Source organism: Collinsella sp. AM42-18AC (genome assembly GCF_003467965.1).
Lineage (GTDB): Bacteria > Actinomycetota > Coriobacteriia > Coriobacteriales > Coriobacteriaceae > Collinsella.
The window spans coordinates 44,228-58,902 of the sequence record NZ_QSFY01000011.1 but is presented as its reverse complement, the minus strand read 5'-3'; the positions used below and the strand labels follow the sequence as shown (position 1 = coordinate 58,902).

The following is a 14,675-nucleotide window of genomic DNA, read 5'->3' as shown; positions in this document are numbered from 1 at the left end:
TGTTAGTATCCATTATGTTTCACGTGAAACATCTAGGCAAGCGGATTCTTCTTAGCCATGCCATTTGCACGAGGCAATGAAACGGATGCTGGATGACTCTTCTTAAAAACAATAAACTCCCTGTGGCCCAAGCCCTCAGGCAAATCGATTGCGTCATTCAGAAGCAAAGTGAAGCCGCAAATCTTAGCTGCTGACATACCGGAAGCAAGCTCCTCATCGGAAGGATTGCCCTTGGTGATAACAAATAGACCTCCATCCTTGAGGAACGGAGCCGCATACTCAACAAGAATCGGTAGAGGGGCAAGTGCGCGGGCGGTTACGACAGAAAACTGCTTCTTATGGCTTCGAGCATATTCTTCAAGGCGATCATGAATCGCATGAGCATGTTTCAACCCAAGAGTATGAACAAAAGAATTGACGGCATCAACCTTCTTACCAACAGAGTCAATATAAGTAGTTTTACGATGCGTGGCTATGGTTAACGGAATACCAGGGAAGCCCGCACCTGTCCCCATATCGAGCAGAGCTCCCTCAGGAGCCTTATTGATATAGGGGAGCAAAACAAGTGAGTCGAGGATATGAAGTACCGCAGCATCTTCTACGTTAAGAATACGGGTGAGATTAGTTGTCTTATTTGTTTCCAGAACCAAATCCAAATGCTGAATACATTTCCTCAGCTCAACATCAGATACGCTCAAGGAATACTCTTTGCAATAGGAAGATAGACGAGTCAACATCTCGTCAGCTTGCTGATCAGTAAGTACTAACAACGAAAGCTCCTTTCTGACAAAAATCAGTGTATCGAGAACTTTTGACAAAAAAAGGGGACGTGGAAACCACGTCCCCTTAGCATAAGCTCGAGCAGATTATCGAGCAACAATCACCACATGGCGATCAGGGTCAGAACCCTCAGAATGAGTATCGACGGCATCATTGCCACGAAGTGCAATGTGAACCAGTCGACGCTCATAGGCATTCATGGGCGGAAGCGAAACACTCTTATGAGTGCGGATGGCACGCTCGGCTGCAGACTGTGCCATGGAGGCAACCTTGTCCTGACGGCGGCTCTTGTATCCCTCGACGTCCACTACAACCGGATACCTAAAGCCAAGCTTGCGGCTCACCAGCAAAGAGAACATAACCTGAAGGGCATCAAGGGTACGACCATGACGGCCAATGAGAACAGCAAGATCAGGAGCGGTAACATCCAAAATCAGCTCGCCCTCGTCACCCTCGTACTCATCAATAGGAGAGTTGGCGGCATCGAAGTGCGAAAGGATGGAACGCAGAATGGAAATCGCAACATCGGCGATGGTGTCGAGCTCCTCATCGGTCAGCTCTTCACCGGCCTTGTAGCGCTGTGCAATCTCGGGATAATCGCCCGCAGTCTGCGGGGCAACCTCCTCAAGCATATCCTCGATGATCTCTTCAGACATAACGTACTCCAAAAGTTAGGTACCTAAATAAGATTGATATCCCGACTACTTCTTCTTGTGCGGACGCGGCTTCTTCTCGCGACGGGTAACCTCGACCTGCAGTGGAGCGTTCTTGAGGCGCTCCTCCTCATCGGCCTTAGCCTTGTCGATAACCTTCTGTGTCACGAAGATCTGCTGGATAACCTGCCAGGCAGAAGACACATCGTAGTACAGCAGAACACCAACGGGAAGGCTCCAGCCCATCCAAAGCATCATGACCGTCATGACAACGGCCATCATACGCATGCTCTGGGCCTGCTGGCCGGTCTGGTTGCGCGACATATAGAGCTGCGGAATCAGGGTCAGGACGGCAAACAGGATCAGGCAGACCAGCGCAGGCAGTGCAACCATAAAGCCATCGGCAAAGGAAGCGCTCGGCGTGGTGGTCAGGTCGGGCAGGATGTTGAAGAACGAGAACGTGCCCTCGTTAAAGTACTGCGGCAGGTTACGAAGCAGCGTAAACAGGGCAAACAGGATAGGCATCTGAATCAGAAGCGGCAGACAACCAGCCATGGGGTTGAACTTGTTCTCGCTGTAGAACTTCTGCATCTCCTCGGCCTGACGCTGGGGATCGTCGGCATAGCGCTCCTGGATCTCGAGCATCTTGGGCTGCAGCACCTGCATGCGAGCCGTCGACTTAGTCGACTTGAGCATAAGCGGCGTCAGCAGCAGACGGATGATGACCACCAGGATGATGATGGACAGGCCCCAGTCGACCGCAAAGGTCTGGATGAGCTTGAGCAGCTCGAAAAGGATGTTAACGATCCAATCCCACATGTAAGTTTTCCTCCGATAGCGAGTGCCCGCTAGGGCACAGGGTCATAACCGCCGACGTGCAGGGGATTGCAGCGAGCGATGCGCCTCACGGCAAGCCAGCAGCCTCTCAAAACACCGTACTTCTCAATCGCCTGGATGGCGTATTGCGAGCACGTTGGGTAAAAAATGCAGGCGTCAGGCAATAAGGGCGAAATAACCTGTTGATATATGCGAATAGGAGCGATGGCAACACGTCGCAAAACGTGATTGCTCATCGCTCCTCCCCGGCAACGCCGGCGCGTTTCATAAGCGAACGCAATGCCTTGTCCATCTCCTGCGGCGAGGAATCCCTCGTCTTGGGAGTTGCGAACAAGATGATGTCATAACCCGCAACGGGAAATCCACAGCTGCGGGCGGCCTCGCGCATCACACGCTTAGAACGGTTGCGCACGACAGCACAACCGAGCCGTTTAGCACCAACGAAGGCGACCCTTCCGGAGTCGCCTTCGCCAACCGATTCACATATGGTCATTCGAATCAGAGGGTGATTGAAACGACGCCCCTGACTGAACACATGCTCGAAATCTTGCCGAGACTTAATAGTCTTCATGCGAGATGTGTGTATCGCTGCTAGACAGTGAGACGCTTGCGGCCCTTGGCGCGGCGACGGGCGAGCACGGCACGACCACCCTTGGTGGCCATACGGGCACGGAAGCCATGGGTCTTGGCACGCTTACGCTTATTAGGCTGATACGTACGCTTCATCTTAAGTTCCTCCTGCTGCATTTCGAGTGTCCGCGGGGACGCGGACGCAGATATAGACACGTGAGCTTGAAGATTGTAGGGAAATCAATGTTCAAATGTCAAGAAATCAAAGGTAAAAGGTTGCGCAGTTCACACGGTTCCCCCATAAGCCAAGCTCGATTTAGCGGTGCATGGCAACTTTTCACGATATTTCATCGAGTTTTCAACAGGTCATGTTGGCAATGTTGAGAACTTTTCGTCCGTTTTCCAAAGTTTTCAACAGGTTTTGAAAAGTTGTCGAAAGATGAGAAACATTGCACGGTGAGCTACTATTTGTTCGAAACCTTTTGAAAGATTGCGAGCGGCATGTCTGACGACTTTTACACCATGGTCGATTCCGGAGACCCGGCACCCGACAACGAGCACATCACCGGCGTGCGCGAAGAGCGTGAGGAAGGCGAGCAGACGACCACGCAGGCGCCAAAAGCCATGTACGCCGCGCGCATCGCCGTCTATGACGACATGCTGTCGACACCGCGTGTGATCGTCATTGATCCGCAAGATGTCCGCACGTATTTGGAAGAGACGACCAACACCGTCTACCAGTGCATGAAAGAACAAGGTGGCCATATCTCGCTCATGGTCATCCGCGAGATTGTCGAAAACTTTATCCACGCGCACTTTGCCGAGCCCATCATCTCGATTCTGGACGGCGGAGACACCATCCGCTTTGCTGATCAAGGACCCGGCATCGACGACAAGGAGCGCGCTTTCGACTTTGGCGTTACCAGCGCAAACAGCAAGATGAAGCGCTATATCCGTGGAACCGGAGCAGGGTTTCCCATGGTGCAGGAGTATTTGGAAAACGCCGGCGGGGCCGTGTCCATCGAGGACAACATGGGCAACGGCACCGTGGTTACGGTAAGCCTGGATCCTAAACGCGTGCAGGAAATCGAACGCGCCGGCGGGCGCGGTGCTGCCGTGCGGCCCGAGACGGAGCAGTCCGCATATCCCCTGCCGGGAGCTTTTGCGCAGCAGCCCATGGCAACGCAACAGATGCAGCCCCGCGTGGGACAGATGCAGCAGCCCGGAATGCTTCCTACACAAGAGTCCCAGGCGGCGTCGATGTCGATGCCGCCAAACGTGCCAGAGGCCATGCCGCTGGCGGATCAGGATGCAGCAGCAATGCAGCAGGCGACGGGGGCACCGGGTGGCCAGCAAATGGGATATCAGCCGTACCAACAGGGATATCCATATCAGCAGATGCCGCCACTGGGGTATGGCCAGCAGTTCCCACAGCAGTACCAGCAGGGATATCAGCAGCCGCACCAGCAGATGCCGCAGCAGCAGTACAACCCCTGGGCCCAGCAGATGACTCCGCAGCCTTACCAACAGTGGCCTCAAAGTTTTCAACAGCAAATGCCGCCGATGCAGAGTTCTCAACAATCAGCAGCTCAAATGATGTATCCTAATGCAGCAAATCAGTATGCTCAGCCACAGCCGGACGTGTTCGTAAGCGATCGCGGCAACGCCGCGCTGGGCTATCTGGCGCAAAATCAAGCGTGCGGTGCAACCGATCTGGCGAGGGCGTTTGGAAACTCGGCCCCTACTTGGTCACGCACGCTCAATGACTTGGCGCAGGCCGGCTTGGTCATCAAGCATGGCCAGAAATACCATCTGACCGAACTCGGCGCCGCTCGCGTGCGAGCTCAGAGCTAAAGAACGGGAGAGACAGTGGACGAGGAAGCAAGCATCATCCTGGGGGATGCCATCGCCTTTTGCCAGCGCGACGGCCAAGATGCACGCCTCATCAACATGCTGGGGCAATCGCGCGCCATAAGCCTGACCGAAGATACGCTCACGATCGAGGCCCCCTCGCGCTTTGCCATCGCGCAGCTCAAAAAGCATCAGCCGACCATTGAGGCCTATCTGGAAGAAATCGCCTTTGCACCGATCGCGCTCGACATCGTGGCACCGCAAGGCGCAACGGCCGAATCTGCTGCCGCGACGGCGCCCGCCACGGCTCCCGCTGCTTCCCCGGCGGTGCCGGCCTCCGCAGGCGACGTGCCGACAATCGAGCACCAGCACGGCGATGTTTCCCGTGAAACCATGGCACCGTTGCCGACCGCGGCGGCGACGTCAACGAACGCACCCGTCACGCACATGCCTATCGCTCACGACGCAGCGGCGGGCGCGGATTCGGGCATTGCAATCAAGAACACGCTCTCGGCCGATGATTTTCGTCGCATGATGAATCAGATGAAGGGCGGAGCGCCGACTAAGTCCACGCAAGCTGCGACCCCCGCTTCACCCATGCCAGCACCGACCGTACCGGCCGAGCAGAATGCGGATGGAGCCCCGCTCGCCGCGAACTCAAAATTTACCTTTGAGAACTTTGTCTACGGCCCCGAGAACAGCCATGCCTATCGCTCGGCACTCAAGTTTGCCGCCCTCGCGGACGAGCGCGGCACGTGCACATCACTGTTCATCTACGGCAAATCGGGCCTGGGCAAGACGCACCTGCTGCTTGCCATCAAAAACGAGCTCGCCGAGAAGTCGCCCGAGATCAAGGTCAAGTATGCCAACTCCCAGGCATATCTGGACGACCTGATGACCGAGTTCGACCGCCAAAAGAAGAGCAACGCCCCTATCATGCAGGCATACCACGGCGTGGACGTGCTCATCATCGATGACATCCAAAACATCATCGGCAAGCGCGCGAGCGTGGACTACTTTTTCCAGCTCATGGACGAGTTCATCCGCAACAACAAGAAGGTCGTCATCGCGGCAGACCGCGCCCCCAAGGACCTGAGCATGGACGAGCGTCTGACCAGCCGCTTCAACGCCGGCATGCTCTGCTTGGTCGCAGAGCCCAGCTACGAGATGAAATACAAGATCTTGCAGCGCTATTACGAGAACACCATCGTCGCCGCTCCCGAGGCAGGCGACGACTCGCTGCTGGCGGCCTATGGGGGCGACGGCGGGCACCTGACCGACGAGCACTTTAAACACATGGCCGAGGTCTCGGGCACCAACATCCGCGAGCTCGAGAGCTTTTGCGAGCGTTGCGCCGGCGAGGCGGGCGACCGCGAGCGCGAGGGCGGGGAGCTCACCTTTGACGATATCGACGCCATCGCCAGCCAGTACTTCGACACATCGGCCAAAAAGATCAACGTCCAGACGGTTCAGTCCGTCATCGAAGAGCAGTACGGCGTGACGCACGAGGAGCTCATCGGCCCGCGTCGCAACGCCAATATCGCCAAAGCACGCCATATTGCCATCTATCTGGCCATCGAGATGTGCGAGATGACGACCACGGCGGTGGGCGCCGAATTTGGCAACCGCAACCACTCGACCGTCAGCACGAGCTACAAAAAGGTCCAGAAGATGATCCAGGAAGACCGCACCGTCACCGAAGACCTCAAGTCGCTGCGCGATAAAATTACACTGCGCTCGTAGGGAAATAGAGACACCTGTTGAAAACTTGTCGAAACCACGGGCATAAGGTGTCTAAAACCCAACCCGCGGTGATGAAAAGTTTTGCGCAGGTTTTGAACGTGGAAAACCACCCCTGTTGCACACAGGTTGCTGTCGATTCTCTTTCTGGGTCTGACCTGCGTCTTTGGGAGTAATCAACAGTTTCGTCAGTGCTATTACTATTATTAAGATATTTATATCTATAGAAAGGTATTAAAAGATGAAGTTCACCGTCAGCCAGAGCTCGCTTACACAAGCCATCGGCGTCGTTATGAAGGGTGTCGCTTCGGCATCCACCCTCCCCATCCTGTCGGGCGTGCTCGTTAAGGCCCAAGACGGCATCTTGGAATTCCAGACCTCTAACTACACCATCTCGATCCGTCATCGCATCGCGGCGCATGTCGAAGAAGAGGGCGAGATGGTTATTCCCTGTAAGATGCTCTCCAATATCACCAAGACCCTCCCCGATGCCCCGGTTACCTTTGAGCTGTCCGAGCGCCAGGTGCTGATTGGTTGCGAGAAGAGCTCTTTTAGGCTGAACACGCTCGATGCCAATGACTTCCCCGAGTTTCCGGCCTATGCCATCGAGAGTGCCGTGGAGCTGCCGACCGATGTCTTGTCCGAAATGGTCGGCCGCGTGTGGCGCGTCACCTCGACCGACAAGGCTCGCCCCATCCTGGGCGGCGTGCACATGAAGGTCGAGAACAACACCGTACGCCTGGTAGCGACCGATTCCTTCCGCTTGGCCGTGTGCGATACGCAGGTCGAGACCTCGACCCTCGAGGGCTCCTTTGAGCTCAACGTTCCGGCTGACGCCTTTAACGACGCGCTGAACATCATGGCCAGCCAAGCGACCATCATGATCGGGGCTACCGACACCCAGGTCGTCTTTGAGGCCGGCAACACCACCTACGTGTCGCGTCGCATCGAGGGCGTGTACCCCAACTACAAGCAGCTCATCCCCGATTCGTGCGTGACGAGCGTCAAGATCGACGTCGCCGCCTTTAACGCCGCCCTCAAGCGCGTGGCCGTTATCGCGAGCGCCAACCCCGCCGTCAAGTTCGAGATCGATGTCGAGAACGGGCAGATGGGCCTGTCCTCCATTTCCAATGACCAGGACCTTGCGCAGGAGACGATCGATGTCGAGGCCGAGGGCGAGTCGGGTACCATCGCCTTCAACTACCACTACATCTTCGGCTGCCTCAATGCCCTGTCCAAGGAGAAGGAGATCACGCTGGAGCTCAAGAGCTACTCGCAGGCGGGCATCTTTAAGTCCTACGACAAGATCAACTACCTGTACCTGGTCATGCCGGTCCGCATCTAGCGCTGCGCCATGACCATGTTCGCCCGCGATCTTTCCGTCGCGCACTACCGCAGCTTCGATAGCTATCACCTTGCCCTGGACGAGGGCGTGACGATACTTGCGGGACCCAACGCGGCGGGAAAGACCAATCTCATAGAGGCGCTGCAGCTGCTGACGAGCGGCGCCTCGTTTAGGCATCCGACCGCAGCCGAGCTCGTCCATGACGGCGTGGGCTCGTGCAAGATCGAGCTGAGGCTCGAGGGCGACGGCCGCGTGCTTGATATGGGATTGAGCGCGGAGGACGGTAAGCGCTCGTTTAGCCGCAACGGCAAGAGATGCTCTGCCGCCGGTGTGCGCGGGGTTCTTCCGAGCGTGCTGTTTTGCCCCGACCATCTGGACATGGTTAAGCGTGGCGCCAGTGTGCGCCGCGCCGCCCTCGATGACTTTGGCATGCAACTGAGCGCACGCTATGCCGATCTTGCGAGCACCTATGGGCGCTGCGTGACCCAGCGTAACGCCTTGCTCAAGGAGACCTGGTGCTGCCGCGAGATGCTCGGCGCGTGGAACGATTCGATTGCCCGCGCGGGCTCGGCCCTGCTCGTGCACCGGTTGGCCCTGCTCGACCGGCTGGCGGGCCATGTGCACACTGCCTACGGGCAAGTAGCGTCAGGTGAGGCCGCCAACGTGACCTATGCGTCCACGCTGGGGGCTTTGCCCCAGGTCGAGGATCGCGAAGAGCTGAAGGGTTGGGCGTACGAGCGCATGCTGGCCGCCCTTGACGAGCATGCCGACGAGGAAATTCGCCGCGGCGTGACGTTGGTGGGACCGCATCGCGACGAGATTGAGTTTACCGTGGCGGGTCGCTCCGCCCGTTCATTTGCCAGCCAAGGACAGCAGCGCACGCTGGTGCTGTCCTGGAAGGTGGCCGAGGTTGCCGTGGCTCGCGATGTCCTGGGCACCGCCCCACTGCTGCTTTTGGACGACGTGATGAGCGAGCTCGACGGCGAGCGTCGCGGCGCTTTCCTGCGGCTGATCGGCGATGATATCCAGACGGTCATAACCACGACCAACCTGGGGTACTTTACCGATGACCTGCTTGATCGAGCCAAGGTGGTGAGCATGGGTGAGACGTGCTAATTACGAGCGCGAGAGCGAGACAGTCGCCTTCAGCGGGTTTTTGAACGCAGAGCGCCAGCGCATCCTGGCGGCTGCAACGCCTAAGCGCCGTGCGCAGATGGAGGCCGCCGAGGAGTCGCGCACGGTCTATCGCGCATGGAACGCGGTGTGCTCGGGCACGCGCGAGGGGCGGCATGTGACGGGACTGCGCTACCTGCCCGAGTCCAATGAGCTGCTGGTGTATCTCGACTCGCCCTCGTGGACGCAGGAAATGACGCTGTTGCGCGAGATCATCCGCGCGCGCATGGAGCGCGCCGGTGCGCATGTGGACGGCCTGGTGTTCAAAACCACCGCGCCCGGTCACACGCCGCCCGCCGCCAAGGAGCGCCTGCGCCCGGCGACGACCGAGCGCCCGCCGGCCCCGCACGCCGACCTAAGTGAGGCCGAGTGCACCGAGATCGAGCGCCAAGTGGCGCCCATCGAAGACCAAAAACTGCGCGAGGCCCTCGAGAATGCCATGAGAGCCAGTGCCGAGTGGGCCAAGGGCGTGCAAAGCAAAAAAGAGCCTTAAATCGCATCTGGTGGCCTTGTAGAGCCAAATACCCTCGTTCCCGAGGGTATTTTTTTACGATAAACTAGTAAGGCTGTACACATTTTCTTGACTGAAGGAGGACGTGTGGCAAACGAAAACGATTACGATGGCGGCGAGATTAAGATTCTCGAAGGTCTCGAGGCCGTTCGTAAGCGCCCGGGCATGTATATCGGCTCGACGAGCGCCAGCGGTCTGCATCACCTGGTGTGGGAGATCGTTGACAACTCCGTCGACGAGGCCATGGCCGGTTTCTGCACCGAGATCCAGGTGACGGTCCACGCCGACAACTCCATCACGGTCGTCGACAACGGGCGCGGCATCCCCGTCGACGAGCACCCTGTTAAAAAGATCCCGACGCTCGAGGTCGTTATGACGATCTTGCACGCCGGCGGTAAGTTCGATAACTCGGCCTATAAGGTCTCGGGCGGCCTGCACGGCGTGGGCATCTCCGTCGTCAACGCACTGTCCAAGCGCGTGGTCGTTCAGGTTCGTCGCGATGGCAACACCTACGAGATGGAGTTCTCGCGCGGCAAGACCGTCAAGAAGATGGAGGTCGTGGGCACCTCGGATTCGACGGGCACCACCGTCACCTTCTGGCCCGACGACGAGATCTTCGAGACCTGCATCTACGATTTCGATACGCTGCACAACCGTCTGCAGGAGACGGCGTTCCTCAATAAGAACCTTAAGATTGTGCTGACCGACGAGCGCGAGGCGACTCCCCACGTGGAGGAGTTTTGCTACGAGGGCGGCATCATCGACTTCGTCAAGTTCCTCAACGAGGGCAAGGACGTCCCTGAGGCCTTTAAGGAGCCCATCTACATCGAGGGCAAATCGGACCCGGACGCGCCTGTGGCCAAGATGGGCGAGGTCGAGGTTTCCCTGCAGTGGAATAGCGGCTACGGCGAGAACGTCATGTCGTTTGCCAACGACATCTACACTCCCGAGGGCGGCATGCACCTTGAGGGCTTCCGCACCGCGCTCACCCGCGTGATCAACGACTACGCGCGCAAACAGAACCTGCTCAAGGAAAAAGACGCCAACCTGACCGGCGACGATGTGCGCGAGGGCCTTTCGGCCGTTATCTCGGTCAAGCTGCCCGATCCGCAGTTTGAGGGCCAGACCAAGGCCAAGCTCGGTAGCTCCTATATGCGCGCGCTCACGCTCAAGATCGTGACCGACGGCCTCGCCGATTACTTGGAGGAGCATCCCAAGCCCGCCCGCGAGATCGTCAAGAAGGCGCAACAGGCCTGCAAGGCGCGCAACGCCGCCCGCAAGGCGCGCGAGGCGACCCGCCGCAAGAGCCTGCTCGAGACGGCGTCCCTGCCCGGTAAGCTCGCTGACTGCTCGGTGCGCGATGCCGAGCTGACCGAGCTCTTCATCGTAGAGGGCGACTCGGCAGGCGGTTCGGCCAAGGACGGCCGTCGCCGAGACATCCAGGCGATTCTGCCCCTGCGCGGCAAGATTCTGAACGTCGAACGCGTTGGTGACCATCGCGCATTCTCGAGTGACACCATCCAGTCGCTGATTACCGCGATCGGCTGCGGCGTCACGACGAGTGCCGGCGACGGTGGCGACTTCGATATCACCAAGGCGCGCTACCACAAGATCATCATCATGACCGATGCAGACGTCGACGGTGCGCACATCCGCATCCTGCTGCTGACGTTCTTCTACAAGTACATGCGTCCGCTGATCGATGCCGGCTACGTCTATGTTGCCTGCCCGCCCATCTTTGGCATTAAGGTGCGCAACAAGATCCACTACGTGTATCCCAACGGCCGCCAGCCCGAAGACGAGATCCTGCGCGACACCATCCAGAGTCTGGGCCTGAACCCCGACGACAACGACGAGGACGGCAAGGCCAAGGACGGCAAGATCACCAAGAAGCGCAAGGGCTATACCGTCCAGCGCTACAAGGGTCTGGGCGAGATGGATCCCAAGCAGCTTGCCTCAACGACGATGGACCCCAAGACCCGCATCCTGCAGCGCGTGTCGATCGAGGATGCCGTGGTGGCAGACCGCGCCGTGCGCGAGCTGATGGGTTCCGAGGTCGGCTATCGCCGCGAGTACATCGAGAAGCATGCGCATGATGCACGCTTCCTTGACGCTTAAGAGGAGGTAACGTGGCAGACGATATCAACAATAACGAGGGTATGGGCGAGGCCGGCGATGCCGGCATGCCCGACGATCTGAAGCGCCTGCTTGCCCGTGCTGAGCAGGGCGAGGACGGCGATCCGGATGCCTATAACCCCGATGCCGATGATGACGAGGAAGAGGACGACGACGGTGAGCTCGAGGAGAGCTTTGGCGAAGTCGATCGCGGCGCCTCGGCCGGCGAGGATATCAACGGTGGCCAGCTCCAGATTTCGGAGTTTGGCCGCGAGATGAAGCAGTCATTTATCGAGTATTCGATGTCGGTCATCACGGCGCGCGCCCTGCCGGACGTGCGCGACGGCTTAAAGCCGGTGCACCGCCGCATCCTGTATGCGATGAACGAGAGCGGCATCTACCCCAACCGCCCGCACAAGAAGTCCGCTTGGACGGTCGGCGAAGTTATCGGTAAGTACCATCCGCACGGTGACTTCGCGGTCTACGAGGCAATGGTTCGTCTGGCGCAGTGGTTCTCCATGCGCACGCCGCTCATCGACGGCCACGGCAACTTCGGCAACATCGACGGCGACGGCGCCGCTGCCATGCGTTACACCGAGAGCCGCCTGGCAAAGCCCGCCATGGAGCTGCTGCGTGACCTGCAGAAGGATACCGTCGACTGGCAGCCCAACTACGACGAATCGCTCGCCGAGCCCGTGGCACTGCCTGCGCGCTTCCCCAACCTGCTGGTCAACGGCAGCCAGGGCATCGCCGTCGGCATGGCCACCAATATCGCCCCGCATAACCTCACCGAGGCGATCGAGGCAACCTGCTACCTGATCGATAATCCCGACGCCACTGTCGACGAGCTCATGCAGATCATGCCCGGTCCGGACTTCCCCACCGGCGCTATCATCATGGGCAGCGCCGGCATTAAGCAGAGCTACGAGACCGGCCGCGGCTCCATTACCGTGCGCGCCAAGGCTCACGTGGAGTCCACCAAGACCGGCCGCAACCGCCTGGTCTTTACCGAGATCCCCTACATGGTCAACAAGGGCACCCTGCAGGAGAAGATCGCCCAGCTCGTCAACGACAAGCGCATCGAGGGCATCTCGGATATGCGCGATGAGTCCAACCAGAAGGGCATCCGTCTGGTCATCGAGCTCAAGAAGGGCGTCATTCCGCAGGTCGTGCTCAATAACCTGTATAAGTACACCTCGCTGCAGACGACCTTCGGCGCCAACAACCTAGCGCTCGTCAACGGCGTCCCCAAATGCCTGAGCCTGCGCGAGATGCTGCAGCACTACATCGACCACCAGGTCGACGTCGTCACCCGCCGCACCCGCTTCGACCTTAAGAAGGCCCAGGCCCGCGCGCATATCCTCGAGGGCTACCTGATGGCTCTCGACCATATCGACGAGGTCATTAGCATCATTCGTTCCTCGCAGACCGACTCCGAGGCCAGCAGTCGCCTGATCGAGCGCTTTGGCTTTACGCCCGAGCAGACCACGGCCATCCTCGAGATGAAGCTGCGCCGCCTGACCGGCCTGGAGCGCGACAAGATTCAGGAAGAGCTGGACGGCCTGCGCCGCGCCATCGCCTACTACGAGGACCTGCTGGCGCACGAGGAGAAGATCCTGGGCGTCATTAAGGAAGAGATGCGCGAGATCTCCAAGAAGTTTGGCGATAAGCGCCGCACCGAGATCAGCCAGGTCGAGAAGGACCTGGACGTCGAGGACCTCATTGCCGACGAGGACATGGTCGTGACCATCACCCACACCGGCTATGTCAAGCGCATCCCGGTGGCCGCCTACCGCGCCCAGAAACGCGGCGGCAAGGGCGTGTCGGGCGTCAACCTCAAAGAGGACGATGTCATCGACGAGATGTTCATCGCGTCCACGCACGAGTACGTGCTGTTCTTCTCGAACAAGGGCAAGGTCTATCGCCTGAAGGTGCATGAGCTGCCGGTGGGTACGCGCCAGGCGCGCGGTACCGCGATCGTCAACCTGCTGCCCTTCGAGGAGGGCGAGAAGATCGCGAGCGTCATCAGCTGCCGCGAGTTCCCTGCCGACGAGTACCTGATGTTTGCCACCAAGAGTGGCATGGTCAAGAAGACCGTGATGAGCGCATATGACCGCAGCCGCCGCGACGGCCTGATCGCTATCAACCTGCGTGACGACGACGCGCTGCTGAACGTGCGCCGCGTGCGCGAGGGCGACAAGATTATCCTGGCCACCACCGCGGGCAAGGCGATCATGTTCTCCGAGGAGCAGGTGCGCGCCACCGGCCGCGATACCAGCGGCGTTCGCGGTATCGGTATGAAGGACGGCGTGAGCGTTCTGGGCATGGAAGTCACTAACGGCAACGGCGATCTGTTCGTCATCACCGAGCGCGGCTACGGCAAGCGCACGCCGGTTGCGGACTACCCGGAGCAGAATCGCGGCGGCCAGGGCGTCTACACCATCCAAATGACCGAGCGTAAGGGTAACCTCGCGGCCATGAAGACGGTGGGTCCGCAGCACGAGCTGTTCATCGTGACGGAGGGCGCGACGGTCATTCGCGTCAAGACCGACGAGATCAGCCAGACCGGCCGCGCCACCCAGGGCGTCAAGATGATGACCGTCGACGACAACGACCGTATATGCGCCGTGGCCCGCATGACAGCCGCCAAAGAGAAGCCCGAGGGCGAAGGTGTCGAGGCCGCAGCCGATACCGAAGAGACCCCAGTCGACCTAGGCGACGGCAACGACATGACAGAGGATCTCCTCGACGAGTAAGTAGTCCTCTCCGGTCAAAAACATCAGACCCCATATATCGGCGGTCGGCGCACCTGCGCGCCGACCGCTTTTTTGAAAACCTAGGGACCCGCGTTCGCCCCGGTCGCCCGGCGGTATATGAAGTCGATCGCGAGTTCCGCACGAGCCGGAGAGCACTTAATGTGCTCTCCGTGCGAGTCAGGACTGTCCGAGCAGGCGACTTCATATGCCGCCGGGCGACCGGGGCGAACCCCTCCAAAGATTTTCAAAAAAGTTGTTGACGCGCGCGTAACGACTCGTCTAATATATCCCTTGCGCGATGGACCTGTAGCTCAGTTGGTTAGAGCGTCCGGCTGATAACCGGG

Annotated in this window: 13 protein-coding genes; 7 read left to right on the top strand and 6 right to left on the bottom strand. The window is 59.0% G+C overall.

Annotation, left to right across the window (positions count from 1 at the left end):
- Positions 1 to 32: 32 nt before the first annotated feature.
- The 6 genes from rsmG to rpmH form a co-directional block, all read right to left on the bottom strand.
- On the bottom strand, positions 33 to 698 hold the full coding sequence (gene rsmG / locus DW913_RS07505) for a 16S rRNA (guanine(527)-N(7))-methyltransferase RsmG (protein ID WP_233542030.1): 666 nt from the start codon (positions 696 to 698) through the stop codon (positions 33 to 35).
- A gap of 168 nt (positions 699 to 866) precedes the next feature.
- Positions 867 to 1,436 (bottom strand): R3H domain-containing nucleic acid-binding protein, encoded by a 570-nt coding sequence (locus DW913_RS07500; RefSeq protein WP_117798107.1) that lies wholly within the window; start codon positions 1,434 to 1,436, stop codon positions 867 to 869.
- Positions 1,437 to 1,481: 45 nt separating this feature from the next.
- Positions 1,482 to 2,252 (bottom strand): YidC/Oxa1 family membrane protein insertase, encoded by a 771-nt coding sequence (locus DW913_RS07495; RefSeq protein ID WP_117584025.1) that lies wholly within the window; start codon positions 2,250 to 2,252, stop codon positions 1,482 to 1,484.
- A 29-nt stretch (positions 2,253 to 2,281) separates the two neighbouring features.
- The gene (gene yidD, locus DW913_RS07490; protein ID WP_117798106.1) at positions 2,282 to 2,506 is read right to left on the bottom strand and encodes a membrane protein insertion efficiency factor YidD; all 225 of its coding nucleotides are present in this window, start codon (positions 2,504 to 2,506) and stop codon (positions 2,282 to 2,284) included.
- A complete protein-coding gene (gene rnpA / locus DW913_RS07485) occupies positions 2,503 to 2,841 on the bottom strand; it encodes a ribonuclease P protein component (protein ID WP_117766363.1) in 339 nt (112 codons plus the stop codon). Before rnpA ends, yidD begins: the two co-directional genes overlap by 4 nt.
- A 20-nt stretch (positions 2,842 to 2,861) precedes the next feature.
- Positions 2,862 to 2,996, bottom strand: coding sequence for a 50S ribosomal protein L34 (rpmH, locus tag DW913_RS07480; RefSeq protein WP_019127408.1), 135 nt, complete (start codon positions 2,994 to 2,996; stop codon positions 2,862 to 2,864).
- A gap of 345 nt (positions 2,997 to 3,341) precedes the next feature.
- On the opposite strand from rpmH, the gene DW913_RS07475 reads away from it, so the two are divergent.
- The 7 genes from DW913_RS07475 to gyrA all read left to right on the top strand — a co-directional run bounded on the left by DW913_RS07475 (position 3,342) and on the right by gyrA (position 14,331).
- Positions 3,342 to 4,694, top strand: coding sequence for an ATP-binding protein (locus tag DW913_RS07475; RefSeq protein WP_117798105.1), 1,353 nt, complete (start codon positions 3,342 to 3,344; stop codon positions 4,692 to 4,694).
- Positions 4,695 to 4,709: 15 nt separating this feature from the next.
- Positions 4,710 to 6,434: a DnaA ATPase domain-containing protein gene (locus DW913_RS07470; protein ID WP_117640646.1), complete on the top strand. Its 1,725-nt coding sequence runs from the start codon at positions 4,710 to 4,712 to the stop codon at positions 6,432 to 6,434.
- Between the two features lie 238 nt (positions 6,435 to 6,672).
- Positions 6,673 to 7,776, top strand: a complete 1,104-nt coding sequence (dnaN, locus tag DW913_RS07465; protein ID WP_099432409.1) for a DNA polymerase III subunit beta — start codon at positions 6,673 to 6,675, stop codon at positions 7,774 to 7,776.
- A 9-nt stretch (positions 7,777 to 7,785) separates the two neighbouring features.
- Complete coding sequence (locus DW913_RS07460; protein WP_117584031.1) at positions 7,786 to 8,892, top strand: DNA replication/repair protein RecF; 1,107 nt, start codon at positions 7,786 to 7,788, stop codon at positions 8,890 to 8,892.
- A complete protein-coding gene (locus DW913_RS07455) occupies positions 8,879 to 9,442 on the top strand; it encodes a DciA family protein (protein WP_117584032.1) in 564 nt (187 codons plus the stop codon). The genes DW913_RS07460 and DW913_RS07455 overlap by 14 nt, the downstream gene beginning before the upstream one ends.
- 105 nt (positions 9,443 to 9,547) lie before the next feature.
- Complete coding sequence (gene gyrB / locus DW913_RS07450; protein WP_117769723.1) at positions 9,548 to 11,578, top strand: DNA topoisomerase (ATP-hydrolyzing) subunit B; 2,031 nt, start codon at positions 9,548 to 9,550, stop codon at positions 11,576 to 11,578.
- A 41-nt stretch (positions 11,579 to 11,619) separates the two neighbouring features.
- A complete protein-coding gene (gene gyrA / locus DW913_RS07445; RefSeq protein WP_199580805.1) occupies positions 11,620 to 14,331 on the top strand; it encodes a DNA gyrase subunit A in 2,712 nt (903 codons plus the stop codon).
- Positions 14,332 to 14,675: the final 344 nt, after the last annotated feature.

Coding starts and splice junctions, on each gene's coding strand:
- DW913_RS07495 (WP_117584025.1), bottom strand. CDS start 2,252: ATGTGGGATTGGATCGTTAACATCCTTTTCGAGCTGCTCAAGCTCATC.
- DW913_RS07500 (WP_117798107.1), bottom strand. CDS start 1,436: ATGTCTGAAGAGATCATCGAGGATATGCTTGAGGAGGTTGCCCCGCAG.
- yidD (WP_117798106.1), bottom strand. CDS start 2,506: ATGAGCAATCACGTTTTGCGACGTGTTGCCATCGCTCCTATTCGCATA.
- rpmH (WP_019127408.1), bottom strand. CDS start 2,996: ATGAAGCGTACGTATCAGCCTAATAAGCGTAAGCGTGCCAAGACCCAT.
- rnpA (WP_117766363.1), bottom strand. CDS start 2,841: ATGAAGACTATTAAGTCTCGGCAAGATTTCGAGCATGTGTTCAGTCAG.
- gyrA (WP_199580805.1), top strand. CDS start 11,620: ATGGGCGAGGCCGGCGATGCCGGCATGCCCGACGATCTGAAGCGCCTG.
- dnaN (WP_099432409.1), top strand. CDS start 6,673: ATGAAGTTCACCGTCAGCCAGAGCTCGCTTACACAAGCCATCGGCGTC.
- DW913_RS07460 (WP_117584031.1), top strand. CDS start 7,786: ATGACCATGTTCGCCCGCGATCTTTCCGTCGCGCACTACCGCAGCTTC.
- DW913_RS07475 (WP_117798105.1), top strand. CDS start 3,342: ATGTCTGACGACTTTTACACCATGGTCGATTCCGGAGACCCGGCACCC.